This is a genomic window from Amycolatopsis sp. ATCC 39116 (assembly GCF_000231075.2).
Lineage (GTDB): Bacteria > Actinomycetota > Actinomycetes > Mycobacteriales > Pseudonocardiaceae > Amycolatopsis_E > Amycolatopsis_E tucumanensis.
The window spans coordinates 1-17,271 of sequence record NZ_AFWY03000087.1; the positions used below are offsets into that span (position 1 = coordinate 1).

Consider the following 17,271-nt stretch of genomic DNA (forward strand, 5'->3'; position numbering starts at 1 on the left):
TGGGCAGTGGGGTTGCCGTTTGGGGAGGGGCGGCTGTGTGGGGGCCTGCGACTGGGTGGCCGGGCTGCTGCTCGGGGGAGGGGCGGCAGCGTGGCGGCTTGTGACTGGGTGGCCGAGCTGCCGTTCGGGGGAGGGGCAGCAGTGGTGGCTGGCGGCGGGGCTGCGGCTCGGGGCAGGGGCAGCGTGGCAGCCAGCGCCCGGGCGGCGGGAGCAGCCGCGGCAGGTGAGCGGCGGGCAGGATCAGCGCGCCCGAGCCACCACAGTCAGGAGCCCTGCTCGCGGCGGGCGCGGGCCCGGCGTTTTCCCTCGTGCATCGCCTGCACGCGGGCGATCGGGATCGTGCGGCCGTGCTCGACCAGCTCCTCCGGCAACTCCTGCGGGTCCGGCAGCGACTCGGTCCACGGGTCGCCCGAGTCCAGCAGCCGCAGGGCCTCCCGCAGGGTGAAGTCGCCGGGGTGCACGTTGTCCAGGTCGCTCCACGGCACCGGGAACGACACCGGCAGACCGGGCCGCACCCGCGGGCTGTAGACCGACACGACCGTGGCGCCACCCGCGCGGGTCGAGTCGAGGAAGACCTTGCCCTCGCGGTCCTCGCGGATGAACGCCGTCGTCGCCAGTTCCGGGTCGAGCGCCTCGGCCCGCGCGGCCAGCGCCCGGGTGGCCGCGGCGGCCTGCTCCGCGTCGGCGCCGCGCACCGGCACGAAGATGTGCACCCCCTTGGAACCGCTGGTCTTCACCGCGCCGGCCAGACCGCAGTCGTCCAGCGCGCGGCGCACCAGGTGGGCCGCGCGCACCGCCAGGTCGAAGGCCGCCGAGCCCTCCGGCGGATCCAGGTCGAGCACCAGGTGCGTCGGCTGGTCCAGGTGCCCGGCGAGGCCCAGCGTCGGGTGGTACTCGATCGCCCGCTGGTTGCCGAACCACAGGAGCGTGCGGCGGTCGTCGCACAGGGCGTAGGTCACCTGCCGGTGCGAGCTTTCGGCCCACATGCTCACCCGCGGCACCCACTCCGGGGTGTACTTCGGCAGGTTCTTCTGCATGAACGCGTCCTGGCCGCGCAGCACCCGCACGACCGACAGCGGCCGGTCCCGCAGCGCCGCGATCATCCGGTCGGCGACCGCGTCCAGGTAGTCGACCAGATCGCGCTTCGTGGCGCCGGCATCGGCGAACAGTGACTGGTCGAGGTTCGTCAACGACACGCCGTCCCGCACCTCTGCGCTGCTCATGGCCCCACTCTTGCCGATCCGTGTCGTCCAGGCCACCCCTGGCCGGGTTTGCCGCCACCCGCGCAGGGGTAGCGATTCCCCGTGGACATGGGTGAGCGGTACCGGCTCGAGGAGCGGATCGGTGGCGGTGGCAGTGCCGACGTGCACCGCGCGTGGGACCGCGTCGCCGAACGCGAAGTCGCGATCAAGCTCTTCCACGCCGGTTCGACACCCGCCCAGCAGCGGCGGCAGGCGCAGGAGTTCCGCATCCTGGACCGGTTGCGGCACCCGGCTCTGGTGCCGCTGTACGACTCCGGCGTGTGCGACGGGCGCGCGTTCTTCGTGATGCGGCTGGTGCACGGCCCGACGCTCGCGGACCGCATCGCCGAGGGGCCGCTGGCGGTGGACGAGACGATCGAGCTGGGCGCGCGGCTGGCGGACGCGCTGGCCTACGTGCACCACGCGGGGATCACGCACCGGGACGTCAAGCCCGCCAACATCCTGCTCGGGCCGGACGGGGCGGTGCTCGGTGACTTCGGCATCGCGCAGGGCCACGACAGCACCCGCTTCACCACCACCGGCACCGTCGTGGGCACCGCCGCGTACATGGCGCCCGAGCAGGTGCGCGGGGAACCGGTCGGGCCGGCCGCGGACGTCTACTCGCTCGGGCTGGTGCTGCTGGAATGCCTGTCCGGGCGGCGCGAGTACCCCGGGTCGCTGACCGAGTCCGCGGTGGCGCGCCTGCTGCGCCCGCCCGCGGTGCCGGAGGGCCTGCCACCGCACTTCGCGGACCTGTTGCGGCGCATGGGGAACCGGGACCCGCAGGGGCGGCCGACGGCGCGCGAGGTGGCGGCCGTGCTCGGCGGGGTCACCCGGCCGCTGGTGCCGCTGAAGCCGAAGCGGCGCCTCGGTGTCGCCGCCGGGATCACCGGCGTGGCGGCCGCGGCCGAGATGGCGTTCACCCTGCTGAGCGGCTCGACCACGGAGGCTCCGGCCTCGGTGCCCGCACCCACCGCACCGGCCCCCGCGCCGGTGGCCGCGCCGCCGCCGGTGACGAGCGAAACACCCGCCCCGGTGGCGAAAACCGCTCCGGCGAGCCAGAGCGAGGAGGCTCCCGCGCCCGCGAAGGGCCGGAAGGACGACAAGGGCAAGGGCCAGGACAAGGGCAAGGGGCCGGACAAGAAGCCCGGCAAGGACAAGTGAGGCGTCAGACCGCTTTGCTCATGTGCACCAGCGCGCCGTCGAGGAACGGCTCCTCGCGGTCCACCCGGTAACCCAGCCGCCGGTAGAAGCGGATGTTCTCGGTGAACAGGGCGTTCGTGTAGAGCCGCACGCCGGGCAGGCCCATCGACTGGGCCAGCAGGTCGGCGTGCCGCATCAGTAGCCGCCCGTAACCGGCGCCCTGCGCGGACGGCCGCACGGCGACGTTCTCGATCAGCAGGTGGTCCACCGCCGGGATCATCTCGATCAACGCGACCAGCTGGTCGTCGTCGTAGAGCAGGTCGATGTGGTGGGCGGTGACGGTCTGCCGGTAGTCCGTGCGCATCGGCAGGGGTTCGCGCCGGATGAGGTCCACCCACTTCGCGTACGCGGCGTGGACGAGTTCCCGGATCGCGTCGGCGTCGTCGGGCGTCGCGCGTCGGAAGAGGTACTTGTGCGGCATTTCTCCTCCTTCGCGGCCGGGCGGTTGCCCGTGGGCCTCGGGGGTACCCGGTGGCCGCACGAACAGCCGAGTATCAGGAGAGCGTATGGCGCAGCACGCCGGACTCCGGGACCTCGCCGCCGCGGGTCGCGCGGAGGCCGACGCCTACCGGGGGAACCACGACCGTCCGCTGGGCGGCTATCTCGTCGTCATGCTCGTGTACACCTCGCTCGTGGCGACGGCGGTGCTCGCGGCTCTGCTCACCGGCCGGAAGTTGCCCCGTGACCTGCGGGTGTCCGACATCGCCCTGATGGCGATGGGTACCCACAAACTGGCGCGCACGATCAGCAAGGACGCCGTCACCAGCCCCCTGCGCGCCCCGTTCACCCGATACGCTGACACCGGCGGGCCGGCCGAGGTGATGGAGGAGGTGCGCAAGCCCTCCGGGCTGCGGCACAGCCTCGGCGAGCTGCTCAGCTGCCCGTTCTGTCTCGACATGTGGGTGGTGACCGGGTTCACCGTCGGCCACGTCTTCGCGCCCCGTGCCACGCGCCTGGTCGTCGCGGCGATGGCCGCGCTGACCGGCGCCGATTTCCTGCAGCTGGCCTACGCGAAGGCGCAGCAGATCGCCGAGGGCTGAGCCCGCCGGGTGTCGCGGAGGAGGAGCAGGGGTACTCGCACCGCGGACAGGAGGTGCGATGACTGAGCTGATGACCCGGGAAGACGCGGCCATCGAGGTCCGCGACCCCGCGAGCGGTGAGCTGGTGGGACGCGTGCCGAGCGCGACCGCGGAAGAGGTCGACGAGGCGGTGCGCGCGGCGCGGGCGGCGTTCGCGGGCTGGGCGCGGACCGCGGCGGGGGAGCGGGCTGCCGCGTTGAAGGCCGCGGCGGCCGAGCTGCGCGAGCGGGCCGACGAGCTGGCCGCGATGAACAACCGCGAGACCGGCAAGCTGCCGGACGAGGCACGCGAAGGTGTCCTCGCCGGCGCGGGGACCCTGGAGCAGTACGCGGAGCTGGGGCCCGCCCACCGCGGGCGCAGCCTGCAGGGCGGCTGGGACGCGACGGACCTGATGGTGCCCGGGCCGCGTGGCCTCGTGGTGGCGCTGACGCCGTGGAACGACCCGGTCGCGGTCGCGTGCGGGCTGATCGGCGCCGCGCTGGCGACGGGCAACGTCGTCGTGCACAAGCCGAGCGAGCGGTGCCCGCACGTGGGGCGGATGCTGACCGAGCTGATCGCGCGGCACCTGCCCGCGGACGTGCTGGTCTGCGTGGACGGCGACGGCCGGGTGGGCGCGCAGCTGGCGGAGTCCGCGGACGTCGACGTGATCGCGCACGTCGGCAGCACGGCGACCGGCCGTTCGGTGGCGGTGGCCGCGGCGCGGACCGGGGCGAAGGTGCTGCTGGAGAACGGCGGCAACGACGCGCTGATCGTCGACGCCGGTGTGGATCCGAAGTGGGCGGCCGGGCAGGCCGCGCTGGGGGCGTTCGCCAACGCCGGGCAGATCTGCGTGTCGGTGGAGCGGATCTACGTGCACCGGTCGGTGGCCGACGAGTTCCTGGACGCGCTGGTGGCGGAGGCGCGCAAGCGACCGTCCGAGGTGCCGATGGCGCCGCTGGTGGACGAACGGCAGCGCGAGCACGTGCACTCGCACGTCGAGGACGCGGTGGCGCAGGGCGCGTCGCTGCTGGCGGGCGGGACGTTGCCGGACGGGCCGGGCGCGCACTACCCGGCGACCGTGCTGGCCGGGTGCACGCCGTCGATGCGGGTGCTGAGCGAGGAGACGTTCGGGCCGGTCGCGCCGGTGCGCGTGGTGGACAGCTTCGACCAGGCGCTGGAAGAGGCGGCCGACGACCGGTACGGCCTCACCGCGACGGTGCTGACCGAGTCGATGGCGCACGCGCAGCGGGCGTGGCGGGAACTGCCCGTCGGGACGGTGAAGGTGAACAACGTCTTCGGCGGCGCGCCCGCCGGGGCGGCCCACCCGCGCAAGGCCAGCGGCGAGGGGTTCGGCTACGGGCCCGAGCTGCTCGACGAGATGACCGTGACGAAGGTCGTCCACATCGGACCGTCCGGCGGCCGGGCGTGAACGTCCGGTCCCGCCTCCCCGGGGGCGGGACCGGAACGTCTGTCAGCGGGTGGCGAAGACGTACGGCTTGAGCGGCGGCTCCGCCGGCACCCGGCCGTGCAGGGCGAGCTGCTCGGCGATCACACCGGTCAGCGCCGCGTAGTCGGTCGCGAACCGCACTGGATCGACTCCGGGCATGAACAGCTGTCCGCACGTTTCGCGGGGCACGCGTGCGGGGTCGGCCGGACCGGGATGCGTCAGGGCGTCCATCGCGATCGCGTACGCCGTCGGGTCGTAGGTGCCGACGGCGAGGTGCTCTCCGGCCACGTTCGCCGGGCACACGTCCTGGACGGCCACGTTGGTGATCCGCCCGCCCCCGCCGCGGAGGCTGGTGGTGCCGTTGTCGTCGAGGTTGGGCTGGACGAACTCGTCGGTGCGGGTGTAGACCGCCGTGTAGGAGATGCCAGGGAAGGTTTCCTGGCCGGAGTTCATCGCCCTGGTGTAGGCCGAGTTCAGCGTCTGCTGCCACAGCGCGGGTGCGCACCCGAGGACCGGCGGGCACATCGCGTTGATCACGACGCTGCCGTGGTTGGTCGCCCCGAGTCCGACGTAGTCGTCGACCATCGGCCGCAGGTCGGGCCAGAACCGCAGCGCGAAGCGGGGTTCGGTGCCGCCCTGGCTGTGGCCGACGACGTCGACCTGGCGTCCGCTGATCCGGTGCACGTGCCGGATCGCGTTGACCACGTACTCGGCGGAGACCTGGGCGTCGGACATCGCCTGGTCCGGCAGGGTCACCGCGCAGTAGGGCCTGCCGAGCCGGTCCAGCGCCCGGAACCAGTTCCAGCCGAAGTCCTGCTGGGGTGTCAGGGTCGTGCCGGGCACGAAGAGCACCACGTCTTCGGTCGCCACGGCGGCGTTCGCCGTGCAGGTGATGCTCTTCGCCAGCTCCGCGGCGGGCACGGTGAGCTCCGGTCCGGGGCGGTCCACCGGCGCGAAGGACGGTGCGGCGGCCGCGGGCGCCGGCACGGCGGTGGCTGCGGCGATCAGGGCTGCCGCCGCGAGAACACGGTGAAGGCGCATCGTTGCTGCCTTTCTGTCCACATCGGATCCACTTGGGGTGCCGGGAACGATAACCGTGCGCCGGCGTCGGTGCAACACATTCAGAAATGTTGCAGACCGTGTCCCCTCGACGTAGAGTGCCGGTGTGAGCACAGACGTGTCCTGGAGCAGGCTGGCGTCGGATGCAGCGCTGGAGTCCGCGCGCCGGGAGCCGTTCACCAGGCTGTCCCGCGAGCTCTATGCGGGACAGGAGAGCCGCCACGCCGGGCCGCGCCAGGCTTTGCGGGCGGCGCGCCGCACCTTCCTCGCCGGTGAGCGGGTCGACATGGGGGCGCTGGCCGCGGAACTCGGGGTCGACCGGGCGACCCTGTTCCGCTGGGTGGGCAACCGCGACGAGTTGCTGTCCGAGGTGATCTGGTCGCTGTGCCTGCCGACCTGGCAGGGCGCCGTCCGCGGCGCCGAGGGGACCGGGGTGGCCCGGGTCGTGTCGGTGTTCCACGCCTTCAGCGGTGCCATCATCGACGCCGGGTTCTTCCGGGCCTACCTCCGCCGGGAGCGTGACCGCGCGCTGCGGCTGCTCACCACCCGGGCCGGTGTGCACCAGACCCGCGTGATCGCGCTGTTCGAAGGGCTGCTCCGCGCCGAGGAGGCCGATTCCGGACTGCGGCTGCCGCTGCCCGCGCACGACACGGCGTACGTGATGACCCGCATCGCGGAGTCGTTCATCTACGCCGATCTGATCGTCGGTGAGGAACCCGACGCGGCCAAGGCGGCCGCCGCCGTCGCGGCTCTGCTCGGCCCGGCCCAGTCCTGAGTGGACAACGGCCTACGCGGATTCGCGCAGCTTCAGCGACACCGGCCGTCGCGCGCCTCGCCGGCCGACGGGATGACGGTCACGGAGGCCGTCCACATCGGACTGTCCCCCGGTCGGGCCGGTCAGGCAGGCACGCGGCCGAGAGCCTCGGCCAGCTGGGCGTGGTAGGCGGCCAGCCGGCCGGGGCGGTTGCCGGTCAGCGCGCCCACCAGCTCGCCATCCCGCCGGTAGGCGATGTCGAGTCTGCCGCCGTCCGGGTCGTTTTCGTGGACCTCGACGGTGTCGGCGAACGCGGGGAAACCCACGGCGCGGAGCCGGACGCCGTAGAGGTCCGACCAGAACGACGGCACCGGGCGGTAGGTGGCGGGATGGGCCGGGTCGAGCAGGGTCCGGGCGGCCACCTCGGCCTGTTCGACCGCGTGTGTCCAGTGACCGAGCACGGCGCCGTCCGGTCCCGCCCACGGGTGTGGCCACCGGGCCACGTCTCCCGCCACCACGATGCCCGGCACCGGCGTCCCGTCGATGCCGAGCGCTCGTGCGTGGTGGTCGCAGACGAGACCGCGGTCGATGCGCAGGCCCGCGCCGGCGAGCCATCCGGTGCGCGGCGACGCGCCCAGTGCCACCACCGCGAGGTCGGCCGCCAGGCGGGTGCCGTCCGACAGGAGCGCGCCGGTCAGCCGGTGGCCACCGGTGAACGAGCCGACCCGCGTGCCCGTCCGCAGGGACACCCCGGCCGCGCGGTGCAGTGCCGCGACGAACTCGCCGGCGACCGGCCCCAGTGCGGCGCGCAGCGGCTGCGGCTGCGCTTCGACCAGCTCGACGGACGTCCCCCGGCCACGGGCGGCGGCGGCCAGTTCACCACCGAGGAAACCGGCTCCGACGACCAGCAGGTGAGCGCCGCCGCCGAGCCGGTTCCGCAGGGCCCGGGCGTCGTCCAGCGTGCGGAACACCCCGACTTCCGGCGGATGCGTTCCCGGCCAGGGGTTCGGCGCGGCGCCGGTGGCGACGACCAGGCCCGTGTAGGGCAGGACGTCGCCGCCGTCCAGTTCGACGGTGCGGCTCGGCACGTCCAGCCGGCGGGCTCGCCGTCCGAGCACCCAATCGATCCCGAGCCCGGCGGCCGGCAGTGCCGCCGCGGACTCGTCCGCGGTCGCGGCGAGGAGCTCCTTGGACAGCGGTGGCCGGTCGTAGGGGAGATGCGGCTCGGCGCCGACGACGGTCAGGCGCCCCCGGTAGCCGTGGCGGCGGAGTGCGGCGCACGCGCGCTGGCCCGCCAGGGACGCGCCCACCACCACGATGCCCGCGTCACCGGCGGTCATGCCGCCGGTCTTCCGCTGCCGGACGGGCCGACGGTGATGGCGCGCACCGGGCAGGCGGACGCCGCCCGGATCACGTCCGCACGCCGTTCTTCCGGCGGGGAGGGCGAATAGCGGAGCTGGTCGTCGTCGTCGAAGGAGAAGACGTCCGGCGCGCCGAAGACACATTGGCCGTGGCTCTGGCACACCGCGAGGTCGACGTGTACTTGCACCGTGACCGTCCTATGAGGCAGTGGGTAGGGGAGGGTTGAAGCGGGAGAAGGCAGGTGCGCTCCAGCGGAGGCGACTGGCGCTGGGAATCTCGACCACGGCGCTGACGGTGAAGTCGACGACCCGTTGCGCCCCCGGCAGGGAGCCGGCCGCGGCCGGCCCCCAGTCGGTGCGCGCCGTTCCGGTGAGCTGCAGGGTCGTGCCCGTGGCCCAGTCCTGGAACAACAGTCCGGCGGCCGGGTTGACCTCCAGGTTGCCCAGCGTGTTGAACATGGCATTGCCGACGTAGTCCGGCCAGCGCAGCGTGGTGTCGGACAGCACCTGGACGAAGCCCGGGTTGCCGCCGCGGTGCGAAGCGTCGGCGTCGCCGTCCCGGTCGGCGGTGGCGACGAAGAACGTGTCGGCGCGGCTGAGGAGTTCCCGCTGGTCCGGCGACAGGGCGGCCGAGGTGACCGGTTCGCCGGGCGCGGCCTGCTCCGGGTGCGGTTCCCGCTTCTGGATGTACTTCGGGCAGTTCGCGTAGACCTGCTCGAGCGCGACCCGCAAGCCGCCGGCGACCGGTGTGCTGCGGCCGTTCATCCGCATGCGGCGCCGGGAGGACGCCTCGATCGCGAGCATGCCCACCGGTGCGGGTTCGCCGAGCCGGGAGCGCAGCGGGTCGCCGGGCGCCGGGAGCGCCGCGACGGCGAGCGTGGTGTCGTCCTCGGCCCGCAGGAACCCCGGCGGCCCGGACAGGAGTGTGGCCCAGACCCGGCCCTCGGCGTCGGTGGCGCCGAGCACGAGCATGACCTGCCGGGCGAGGAAATCCCGGGCCACCGCCGGGATCGCGTGCTGGATCGCGCGGGCGGAGAACCCGCCCTGGTCGAGGAGGCCGGAGCGCCGCTGGGCGGCCCGTTCACCCTCGTGGTAGACGTCGACCGCCACAGCGGCCTCCTTTCAGCGCGGAATCAGGGTGCGGATCAGAAGAAGCCGCAGGTGGGCGCCTCGCCGCTGGGGGCGGCCGCGGTCTCGGCGCCGCTCGGCGCGTAGATCTCCAGGCGGATGCCGTCCGGGTCGGTGAAGAAGATGCCGCCGGAGCTCATGCCTTCCCCGTGCGGCACCACTCCGTCGTAGCGGAACTCGGCACCGAGTTCGCGCAGCACCGACTCGGCCGCTCGCACCTCGTCGATCGAGTCGACCTGGAAGGACAGGTGGTGCAGCCCGGCCGAGGACGCCGGGAACGGCGTCTCGCTCTGCTGCCACAGGGTCAGCACCAGCCGTCCGTCGCGCCCCAGGAAAGCCCAGCGCCGCTCGTCGTTCCCGCCTTCCGCCTGCACCTGGAACCCGAAGACCCGGGCGTAGAACGGCACCGCTCGCTCCAGATCGGTCACGTTCAGACCGACGTGGCCGGTCTGTACGGCGCTGATCGTGGCAGTTGTCATGAGCTTCCTCCTCGAGGATGTCTAACCGTCTTAATGAAGTTAGACGGTTAGACGATCCAGTGTCAACCACCTATCGGGAGATGACCGGGTAGACTCGGCTCGTGCCAGACCCCCGTCCGCTGACCGGCGAGCCGCTGTGCCTCGATCTGCTGAACACGTATTGGATCGGCGAGAACGGCCCCGAGGACCTGCTCGACTCCACCGACGGTGTGGGCGTCTGGCTGCACTCGGCCGGCCTGGCGGACCGGGCGGTCGCGAACGAGGCGACGCGCGGCGCCCTGCGTGAGACGCGGGAAGTTCTCCGGGCACTGGTCGACGGCGAAGCCGGGCGGGACGCCGCTCGCGAACTCAACCTGATCCTCGAACGCGGGGCGCTGCGCTACCGGCTCGGCGCAGCGGGGCCGGAGGCGCGTGGCACGACCGATGATCCGGCCTGGCTGCCTGCCTGGCTCGCCGCGACGGACTACCTGGGACTCGTCGACGGCAAGCCGGAGCGGATCAAGCGGTGCGCGGCGCACCCGAAGTGCGTGCTGCACTTCTACGACACGACCAAGAACGGCACCCGCCGGTGGTGCTCGATGGCGGGGTGTGGCAACCGGGCGAAAGCCGCCCGGCACTACGAACGGGAGCGAGCCGGGTCCGGCTGAGGCCGGGGCGGCTCACGCCGATTCGCGCAGTTTCAGCGACACCGGTAGCACCTGCCGCCGCGGGCGGATCGTTTCGCCGGCCAGCAGGGCGGTCAGCGTGGCGACCATCTGGCGCACCTGGGCGGCCGGGTCCTGGTGCACCGTCGTCAGCGGGGGGTTCATCGCGGTGGCCAGCGCCGGGTGGTCGTCGAAACCCACGACCGCCACGTCCGACGGCACGCGGCGGCCCGCGGCGCCCAGTGACTGCAACACGCCCGCGGCCATCACGTCGCTCGCCACGAAGACCGCGTCCAGCTCCGGCTCCCGCGCGAGCAGCCGGTCCATCGCGTCGCGGCCGCCGTCCAGCGTGAAGTCCGCCTCCTCCGCCAGGCCCGCCGACTCCAGCCCCGCGTCGGCCAGCGTTTTGCGCCATCCGGACAACCGGTGGACCGCCGCGGTCTGGTCCTGCGGGCCGGCGACCGTCGCGATGCGGCGGCGGCCCAGCGAAACCAGGTGCTCCACCGCGAGCCGCGCGCCGGACTCGTTGTCGAAGTCGATCACGTGCACGCCACGCGCCACCCCGCCCGCCGGGCCGCCGAACACGACCGGCAGCCGCAGCAGCCGCAGCGCCCGCGGCAACGGGTCCGCCTGGTGCGGCGCGAACACCAGCGCCCCGTCGACGTGCCCGCCCTCCAGGAAGCGCAACGTCCGCGCCAAGTCGTCCCGGCCGTCGCAGAACATCAACACCATCTGCGCGCCGGACGCCGCCAGCTCCCGGTACCCGGCGCGCATCACCGCGGTCCGGTACGGATCGCCGAGCACGACCTCCTCCGGCTCGGACAGCACCACCGCCACCGCGCCCGTCCGCCGCGTCACCAGCGACCGCGCCGCCTGGTTCGGCGAATAGCCCAGATCGGCCGCCGCCGCGCGCACCGCTTCCCGGGCGCGCGCGCTGACGTTCGGGTCGTCGTTGAGCGCCCGGGACGCTGTCGAGCGCGAGACCCCGGCGAATGCGGCCACGTCCTCCAGCGTCGGTCGGCCGTCGTGGTTGCCGTGTGCGGTCACCGGGTCACCTTCCGCCATCGATGGGAGCGCTTCCAACAATAGCGCATCTTGACACGGCTCGTGACTAGGGACACACTCAAGCCCGTTCTGGGAGCGCTCCCAAAATCTCCCTCCCTGGAACCCCACGAGTTAGGGAATCGACGTGCGACATCTTCACAAGGGCGTGAGCTTCGCGATCGGACTGGCGGTGCTGGGCGCGAGCCTGGCCGCCTGTGGCGGCGGCTCGTCCGGGACGTCCGGCGACGGGCGGATCGAGCTGTCCATCGGCACCTTCACCGAATTCGGCTACGAAGACCTGATCACCGAGTACGAACGCCTGCACCCCAACATCAAGATCACCCACCACAAGACCGGCGAGGGCGGCCCCTACCACCAGAACCTGATCACGAAGCTGGCCGCGGGCAACGGGCTGGAGGACGTGGTCGCGGTCGAGGAGGGCCACTTCTCCGACATCATCGACAAGTCGTCCAAGTTCAACGACCTCACCGAGATCGGTCCCAAGGACGTGACCCCGGACCGGTGGCTGAACTGGAAGTACGAGGCGGGCAAGGACTCCGACGGCCGCCTGATCGGCTACGGCACCGACATCGGCCCGCTGGCCCTGTGCTACCGCAAGGACCTGCTGCAGGCCGCCGGTCTGCCGTCCGATCCCGAGGGCGTCAAGTCGCTCTTCGCGACCTGGGAGTCCTACTTCGCGGCCGGCGACCAGTACGTGCAGCGCACCGGTGGCAAGGCGTGGTTCGACGCGTCCTCGCAGCTGTACAACTCGATGGTCAACCAGCTCGAAACCGGTTACCTGGACCGCAACGACAACCTCACCATCGAGACGAACCCGGGCATCAAGGCGGCCTGGGACCGCATCACCGGCGCCATCCAGCGCGGCCAGTCCGCGAAGCTCATCGCGTTCGGCAACGAGTGGAAGACCGGGTTCCAGCAGGGATCCTTCGCCACCACGGTGTGCCCGTCGTGGATGCTCGGCGTGGTCGAGGAGAACGCCGGTCCCGGCAACGCGGGCAAGTGGGCGGTCACCGACGCGTTCCCCAACGGCGGCGGCAACTGGGGCGGCTCGTACCTGACCGTGCCCAAGCAGAGCCAGCACCCGAAGGAGGCCGCGGAGTTCGCGGCGTGGCTGACCGCGCCGGAGCAGCAGCTCAAGGCGTTCCAGGCGCGCGGCAACTTCCCGAGCCAGACGCAGGCGCTCACCTCGCCGCAGCTGCTGCAGCAGACCGAGCCGTACTTCGGCGACACCAAGGTCGGCGAGCTCTACTCCGAGCAGGCCAAGAAGGTGACCCGCGCGCAGTACAAGGGTCCCGGCGACGGCCAGATCCAGGAGAACGTCACCAGCCCGGCGCTGCAGGCCGTCGAGCAGGGGACACCACCCGGCCAGGCCTGGCAGCAGGTGGTCAACGAAGCCAAGAAGATCGTGAAGTGAGCGCAGGGGGAACGGGCCGATGACCACTGTGGCCGAAAAACCACCGCGGCAGGACGTGCCGCCGGAACCGGTGAGACCGACGCTGCGGCAACGGTTGTCGCGCTGGGACGTCAGGTTTTCGCCGTACCTCTACATCGCGCCGTTCTTCGTGGTGTTCGGCCTGACCGGCCTGTTCCCCCTGCTCTACACGGGTTACGTGTCGCTGTTCGACTGGGAGATCGGCGACGACGACCCGAAGTTCGTCGGGCTGGAGAACTTCGTGACGCTGCTGGGCGACGCGCAGTTCTGGAACGCGGTCGTGAACACGATCTCGATCTTCGTGCTCTCCAGCGGGCCGCAGCTGGTGATCGCGATCCTGCTCGCGGCGCTGCTGTCGCTGCGGCTGCGCTTCCCGGCGAGCTGGCGGGTCGGGATCCTGCTGCCCTACTCGGCCAGCCTCGTCGCGCTCGGCATCATCTTCGCGAACTTGTTCGGCCCGCGGTACGGGCTGGTCAACGCGATGCTGGAGGCGGTGGGGCTGGACCGGGTGGAGTGGCAGGCCAACCGGTTCGCCAGCCACCTGGCGATCGCGACGATGGTCAACTGGCGCTGGACCGGCTACAACGCGCTGATCGTGCTGGCGGCGATGCAGGCGCTGCCGCGGGACGTGTACGAGGCGGCGGTGGTCGACGGGGCCGGCGCGGTCCGCCGGTTCTTCTCCATCACGCTGCCGATGCTGAAGCCCACGCTGATCTTCGTGGTGGTCACCTCGACGATCGGCGGGTTGCAGATCTTCACCGAGCCCAAGTTGTTCGACGCGATGCCCGGGTCGAACAACGGCGGTTCGCAGCACCAGTTCCAGACCCTGACCCTGTACCTGTACCAGTCGGCGTTCGAGGGCTTCGACCTCGGCTACGCCTCGGCGATCGCGTGGCTGCTGTTCCTGCTGATCGTCCTCATCGCGCTGGTCAACTTCCTGATCACCCGGCGGGTCGCCGCGACGACGGGACTGAAACGATGACCACACTGAGATTCCCGCGCGGGCGCGGCGGTTCGCGCTTCTTCGTCTACGCCACGCTGATCGCGTTCGTCGCGGGTTCGCTGTTCCCGTTCTACTGGTCGTTCCTGGTGGCCAGCCGCGACACCGGCATGCTGTCGGACCACCTGCCGCCGCTGCTGCCGGGCGGGAACTTCTGGGCCAACGCCGTCCGCGTGTTCGACGCGGTGCCGTTCTGGAAGGCGCTGGGCAACAGCGTGATCGTGGCAGGCACGGTGACGCTGACGACCGTGCTGTTCTCCGCGCTCGCCGGGTTCGCCTTCGCCAAGATGCGGTTCCGCGGCTCGAACGGGCTGTTCGTGTTCATCGTGGTGACGCTCGCGGTGCCCACGCAGCTGGGCGTGATCCCGCTGTTCATCATGATGTCCGAGCTCGGCTGGGCCGGGCACCTGCAGGCGGTGATCGTGCCGAACCTGGTCACCGCGTTCGGGGTGTTCTGGATGCGCCAGTACATCGTGGACGCCGTGCCGTACGAGCTGATCGAGGCCGCGCGGGTGGACGGGTGCAGCGTGTTCGGGACCTTCGTGCACGTCTGCCTGCCCGCGATCCGCCCGGCGGCCGCGGTGCTCGCGATGTTCACGTTCATGATGTCGTGGAACGACTTCCTGTGGCCGCTGATCGTGCTCGACGCGGGCAACCCCACCGTGCAGGTGGCGCTGGAAAAGCTGCAGAGCGGCCACTACGTCGACTATTCGCTGGTGCTGGCCGGGACCACGCTGGCGACCATTCCGGTTCTGATCGTCTTCCTGCTGCTCGGGCGCCAGATCGTGTCCGGGATCATGCAGGGCGCGGTGAAAGGGTGAGCATGTCGGTTCTGGGTGAAGAGGTCACCGCCGGGCTGGAGTTCCCGCCCGGGTTCGCGTGGGGGGTCAGCACGGCGGCCTTCCAGATCGAGGGGGCGACCACTGTGGACGGTCGCACCGACTCGATCTGGGACGCGTTCTGCCGTCGTCCGGGCGCGGTCGCGGGCGGTGACACCGGAGAGCCTGCCGCCGACCACTACCACCGCTTCCGGGACGACGTCGCGCTGATGGCCGAACTCGGGCTCGGGGTGTACCGGTTCTCGCTGGCCTGGTCCCGGGTGCGCCCGGACGGCGGCGCGGTCAACCCGGCGGGGCTGGACTTCTACGAGCGGCTGGTGGACTCGTTGCTGGAGCGGGGGATCACCCCGTGGGCGACGCTCTACCACTTCGACCTGCCGCAGGCGCTGGAGGAGCGCGGCGGATGGGCCGCACGCGACACCGCCCACCGGTTCGCCGAGTTCGCCGCGTCGGCCGCCGAGCGGCTGGGCGACCGGGTGCCGTTCTGGTCCACGCTGAACGAACCGTGGTGCTCGGCGTTTCTGGGCTACGCCAAGGGGATCCACGCGCCGGGCAGGCAGGAGCCGCGCGCGGCGGTCGCGGCGGCGCACCACCTGCTGCTCGCGCACGGCCTCGGCCTCGCCGAGATCCGGCGGCACGCGCCGCGGGCGCAGGCGGGCATCACGCTGAACCTGTACCCGGTGCGGGCGGAGGACCCGTCGTCGGCGGCGGACCGCGACGCGGCGAGGCGGGTGGACGGGTTGCAGAACCGGCTGTTCCTCGACCCGGTGCTACGTGGGCGGTACCCGGAGGACCTGCTGGCGGACCTGGAGCCGTTCGGCCTCGGCGCCTGCCTGCGGGACGGGGACCTGGCGCTGATCGGGGCGCCGATCGACCAGATGGGGATCAACTACTACCGCGGCTACGAGGTCACCGGCACGCTGCAGCCAGGGGTCGAGCCGGGCGGGCTGGAGTGGGTTGGCGCGGACGGGATCGGGTTCGTGCCCGACACGGCGGCGTCGGTGACGCACTCGGGGTGGTTCGTGCAGCCGGAGGGGCTGACCGAGACGCTGGTGCGGGTGCACCGCGAGTACCCGGCGGTGCCGTTGTACGTCACGGAAAATGGCGCGGCCTACGACGACTCGGTGCGGCCGGACGGCTGGATCGACGACGTCGAGCGGGTCGAGTTCCTGGCCGCCCACCTGCGGGCGGCGCACGCGGCGCTCGCGCAGGGGGTCGACCTGCGGGGGTTCTCGTACTGGTCGCTGCTGGACAACTTCGAGTGGGCGGAGGGGTATTCGAAGCGCTTCGGGCTGGTGCACGTGGACTACCGGACGCAGGTCCGCACGATGAAGCGCAGCGCCCACTTCTACGCCGACGTGATCCGCGACAACGCGGTGCCGCCGGTCCGCGGGTGACGGGTGCTACGTCTCGTCGGTGAGCAGGCGATGCTGCTCCACGAGCCACGTGTCGAACTCGACGGACGCGTGGATCCAGGTGGCGGTGGTGGTCACGAAGTGCTCCACCGTGACGCCGGCGCCGATCAGCATCATCGCCTCACCGACCAGCGTGACCGCACCGTCGTCGCCGGTGTGGCTGTACACCTTCGGCCACAGCGTGCGGCGGTTCCAGTCGTCGAGGAGTTCCAGGAGGTGCGGCTTGGCCTCGATCGCGTGGCGGCGGTCGTAGAAGGTGCGCACGGCGAAGGTCCGTCCCTCGTCCGCGCCGCGGAACACGAAGTACATCCGGAAGTGCTCCCACGGGGCGCCGAGATCGCCGTCCTCGTCGAGGCCGTACTCCAGCCCCATCTCCTCCAGCAGCCGCTCGACGAAGGCCTGGTCGGGAACGACGATCTCGGTGGTCATCCGGAGATCCTGTCAGGCGGGGGTGACCGTGGGCAGCGGGGTGGTGGTCAGGTCGGGCAGGGCGGGCGCCAGGTCGGCCATCAGGGCGGTCGCGTTGTCGTGGCCGCCCGCCGCCAGCGCCGCGTCCACCAGCGCCTGCGCGCTGTTCGACGGCACGCGCAGCAGCTCGGCCATCGCGGCGCGGGTCAGGACCTTGTGGACGCCGTCGCTGGTCAGCAGCAGCCCCGCGGGACCCATCGCGTCGGCGTGGCCGAACTCGTCCGGGCGCGCCGTCCGCACGCTGGTCGTGACCAGGTGCTCCATCCTGGGGGTGGGCACCTGGCCGCGGTCGCGGAAGTACTGCGCGAGCGTGTGGTCCCTGGTCAGCTGCCGCAGCGAGTCGCCGTTCCAGGCGTAGGCCCGCACGTCGCCGACCCACCCGACGCCGTAACCGCCGTCGACGGGCGTCGCGACCACCAGCACGCAGTCGCCCGCCGGCTCGGCGCGGACCGCCCGCTGCGCCGCGGCCAGCGCGGCGGCAGGCCCCTGCGACGCGGGCACCTGGACGGCGGTGGCGACGGCGACCTGGGCGGCCCGCGCGGCGCTCGGCTCGTCGCCCACGCCGTCGGCGAGGGCGAACACGACCTCCCCGGTGCTCGGGTCGGCGTAGGCCGCGGTGGCGTCGGCGTTCACCGAACGCGGGCCGCGGGTGGTCGCGGTGGCCCACCACGGGGCTGG

At 72.2% G+C, this 17,271-nt stretch carries 19 protein-coding genes; 9 read left to right on the plus strand and 10 right to left on the minus strand.

The genetic code is table 11. The features are described from left to right. Positions 1–263: 263 nt before the first annotated feature. Positions 264–1,223: a DNA polymerase domain-containing protein gene (locus tag AMY39116_RS0340440; protein ID WP_020423288.1), complete on the minus strand. Its 960-nt coding sequence runs from the start codon at positions 1,221–1,223 to the stop codon at positions 264–266. 87 nt (positions 1,224–1,310) lie between these two features. Between AMY39116_RS0340440 and AMY39116_RS44355 the strand changes: the two genes are divergently transcribed. Next, positions 1,311–2,405 (plus strand): serine/threonine-protein kinase, encoded by a 1,095-nt coding sequence (locus AMY39116_RS44355; protein ID WP_020423289.1) that lies wholly within the window; start codon positions 1,311–1,313, stop codon positions 2,403–2,405. A 4-nt stretch (positions 2,406–2,409) separates the two neighbouring features. Here AMY39116_RS44355 and AMY39116_RS0340450 read toward each other — a convergent pair whose 3' ends face one another. Then, positions 2,410–2,865: a GNAT family N-acetyltransferase gene (locus tag AMY39116_RS0340450; protein ID WP_020423290.1), complete on the minus strand. Its 456-nt coding sequence runs from the start codon at positions 2,863–2,865 to the stop codon at positions 2,410–2,412. An 85-nt stretch (positions 2,866–2,950) separates the two neighbouring features. Between AMY39116_RS0340450 and AMY39116_RS0340455 the strand changes: the two genes are divergently transcribed. Together AMY39116_RS0340455 and AMY39116_RS0340460 are read left to right on the plus strand one after the other, a co-directional pair. Next, a complete protein-coding gene (locus AMY39116_RS0340455; RefSeq protein ID WP_020423291.1) occupies positions 2,951–3,484 on the plus strand; it encodes a DUF1360 domain-containing protein in 534 nt (177 codons plus the stop codon). 58 nt (positions 3,485–3,542) lie between these two features. Next, positions 3,543–4,931, plus strand: a complete 1,389-nt coding sequence (locus AMY39116_RS0340460; protein WP_020423292.1) for an aldehyde dehydrogenase — start codon at positions 3,543–3,545, stop codon at positions 4,929–4,931. 42 nt (positions 4,932–4,973) lie between these two features. Here the strand turns inward: AMY39116_RS0340460 and AMY39116_RS0340465 are convergent, their stop codons facing one another. Beyond that, positions 4,974–5,990 (minus strand): triacylglycerol lipase, encoded by a 1,017-nt coding sequence (locus AMY39116_RS0340465; protein ID WP_020423293.1) that lies wholly within the window; start codon positions 5,988–5,990, stop codon positions 4,974–4,976. A gap of 124 nt (positions 5,991–6,114) precedes the next feature. On the opposite strand from AMY39116_RS0340465, the gene AMY39116_RS0340470 reads away from it, so the two are divergent. Continuing rightward, positions 6,115–6,783 carry a QsdR family transcriptional regulator gene (locus AMY39116_RS0340470; protein WP_354712499.1) on the plus strand — a complete coding sequence of 223 codons (669 nt, stop codon included), beginning with the start codon at positions 6,115–6,117 and terminating at the stop codon, positions 6,781–6,783. Positions 6,784–6,905: 122 nt separating this feature from the next. Here the strand turns inward: AMY39116_RS0340470 and AMY39116_RS0340475 are convergent, their stop codons facing one another. The 4 genes from AMY39116_RS0340475 to AMY39116_RS0340490 are packed head-to-tail and all read right to left on the minus strand — an operon-like array spanning position 6,906 to position 9,730. Next, a complete protein-coding gene (locus AMY39116_RS0340475; RefSeq protein ID WP_020423295.1) occupies positions 6,906–8,102 on the minus strand; it encodes an NAD(P)/FAD-dependent oxidoreductase in 1,197 nt (398 codons plus the stop codon). After that, positions 8,099–8,311, minus strand: coding sequence for a ferredoxin (locus AMY39116_RS0340480; protein ID WP_020423296.1), 213 nt, complete (start codon positions 8,309–8,311; stop codon positions 8,099–8,101). The genes AMY39116_RS0340475 and AMY39116_RS0340480 overlap by 4 nt, the downstream gene beginning before the upstream one ends. A gap of 10 nt (positions 8,312–8,321) precedes the next feature. Continuing rightward, on the minus strand, positions 8,322–9,233 hold the full coding sequence (locus AMY39116_RS0340485) for a pyridoxamine 5'-phosphate oxidase family protein (RefSeq protein WP_020423297.1): 912 nt from the start codon (positions 9,231–9,233) through the stop codon (positions 8,322–8,324). Positions 9,234–9,268: 35 nt separating this feature from the next. Beyond that, positions 9,269–9,730 (minus strand): VOC family protein, encoded by a 462-nt coding sequence (locus AMY39116_RS0340490; protein ID WP_020423298.1) that lies wholly within the window; start codon positions 9,728–9,730, stop codon positions 9,269–9,271. Between the two features lie 101 nt (positions 9,731–9,831). Between AMY39116_RS0340490 and AMY39116_RS0340495 the strand changes: the two genes are divergently transcribed. Next, complete coding sequence (locus AMY39116_RS0340495) at positions 9,832–10,377, plus strand: CGNR zinc finger domain-containing protein (protein WP_020423299.1); 546 nt, start codon at positions 9,832–9,834, stop codon at positions 10,375–10,377. Between the two features lie 12 nt (positions 10,378–10,389). Here the strand turns inward: AMY39116_RS0340495 and AMY39116_RS0340500 are convergent, their stop codons facing one another. Then, on the minus strand, positions 10,390–11,439 hold the full coding sequence (locus AMY39116_RS0340500; protein WP_020423300.1) for a substrate-binding domain-containing protein: 1,050 nt from the start codon (positions 11,437–11,439) through the stop codon (positions 10,390–10,392). A gap of 124 nt (positions 11,440–11,563) precedes the next feature. On the opposite strand from AMY39116_RS0340500, the gene AMY39116_RS0340505 reads away from it, so the two are divergent. From AMY39116_RS0340505 to AMY39116_RS0340520, 4 genes are read left to right on the plus strand one after another with little or no spacing between them, the layout of a single operon-like run. After that, positions 11,564–12,853, plus strand: a complete 1,290-nt coding sequence (locus AMY39116_RS0340505; RefSeq protein ID WP_027936664.1) for an ABC transporter substrate-binding protein — start codon at positions 11,564–11,566, stop codon at positions 12,851–12,853. Between the two features lie 19 nt (positions 12,854–12,872). Beyond that, complete coding sequence (locus tag AMY39116_RS0340510) at positions 12,873–13,853, plus strand: carbohydrate ABC transporter permease (RefSeq protein ID WP_020423302.1); 981 nt, start codon at positions 12,873–12,875, stop codon at positions 13,851–13,853. Further along, positions 13,850–14,692 carry a carbohydrate ABC transporter permease gene (locus tag AMY39116_RS0340515; RefSeq protein ID WP_020423303.1) on the plus strand — a complete coding sequence of 281 codons (843 nt, stop codon included), beginning with the start codon at positions 13,850–13,852 and terminating at the stop codon, positions 14,690–14,692. Before AMY39116_RS0340510 ends, AMY39116_RS0340515 begins: the two co-directional genes overlap by 4 nt. 2 nt (positions 14,693–14,694) lie before the next feature. After that, entirely contained in the window at positions 14,695–16,107 is a 1,413-nt protein-coding gene (locus tag AMY39116_RS0340520) for a GH1 family beta-glucosidase (protein ID WP_157358861.1), read from the plus strand. A gap of 6 nt (positions 16,108–16,113) precedes the next feature. On the opposite strand, the gene AMY39116_RS44360 is transcribed toward AMY39116_RS0340520, so the two are convergent. Together AMY39116_RS44360 and AMY39116_RS44365 are read right to left on the minus strand one after the other, a co-directional pair. Next, positions 16,114–16,554 carry a YbjN domain-containing protein gene (locus tag AMY39116_RS44360; protein ID WP_020423305.1) on the minus strand — a complete coding sequence of 147 codons (441 nt, stop codon included), beginning with the start codon at positions 16,552–16,554 and terminating at the stop codon, positions 16,114–16,116. 12 nt (positions 16,555–16,566) lie between these two features. Continuing rightward, on the minus strand, positions 16,567–17,271 hold a 705-nt coding region (locus AMY39116_RS44365; protein ID WP_020423306.1), incomplete at its 5' end, for a PP2C family serine/threonine-protein phosphatase.

Bases quoted from the DNA above. Each gene is read 5' to 3' on its own strand.
- AMY39116_RS0340440 (WP_020423288.1), bottom strand. From the start codon at position 1,223: ATGAGCAGCGCAGAGGTGCGGGACGGCGTGTCGTTGACGAACCTCGAC.
- AMY39116_RS0340515 (WP_020423303.1), top strand. From the start codon at position 13,850: ATGACCACACTGAGATTCCCGCGCGGGCGCGGCGGTTCGCGCTTCTTC.
- AMY39116_RS0340475 (WP_020423295.1), bottom strand. From the start codon at position 8,102: ATGACCGCCGGTGACGCGGGCATCGTGGTGGTGGGCGCGTCCCTGGCG.
- AMY39116_RS44360 (WP_020423305.1), bottom strand. From the start codon at position 16,554: ATGACCACCGAGATCGTCGTTCCCGACCAGGCCTTCGTCGAGCGGCTG.
- AMY39116_RS0340500 (WP_020423300.1), bottom strand. From the start codon at position 11,439: ATGGCGGAAGGTGACCCGGTGACCGCACACGGCAACCACGACGGCCGA.
- AMY39116_RS0340460 (WP_020423292.1), top strand. From the start codon at position 3,543: ATGACTGAGCTGATGACCCGGGAAGACGCGGCCATCGAGGTCCGCGAC.
- AMY39116_RS0340520 (WP_157358861.1), top strand. From the start codon at position 14,695: ATGTCGGTTCTGGGTGAAGAGGTCACCGCCGGGCTGGAGTTCCCGCCC.
- AMY39116_RS0340455 (WP_020423291.1), top strand. From the start codon at position 2,951: ATGGCGCAGCACGCCGGACTCCGGGACCTCGCCGCCGCGGGTCGCGCG.
- AMY39116_RS44355 (WP_020423289.1), top strand. From the start codon at position 1,311: ATGGGTGAGCGGTACCGGCTCGAGGAGCGGATCGGTGGCGGTGGCAGT.
- AMY39116_RS0340465 (WP_020423293.1), bottom strand. From the start codon at position 5,990: ATGCGCCTTCACCGTGTTCTCGCGGCGGCAGCCCTGATCGCCGCAGCC.
- AMY39116_RS0340510 (WP_020423302.1), top strand. From the start codon at position 12,873: ATGACCACTGTGGCCGAAAAACCACCGCGGCAGGACGTGCCGCCGGAA.
- AMY39116_RS0340490 (WP_020423298.1), bottom strand. From the start codon at position 9,730: ATGACAACTGCCACGATCAGCGCCGTACAGACCGGCCACGTCGGTCTG.
- AMY39116_RS0340450 (WP_020423290.1), bottom strand. From the start codon at position 2,865: ATGCCGCACAAGTACCTCTTCCGACGCGCGACGCCCGACGACGCCGAC.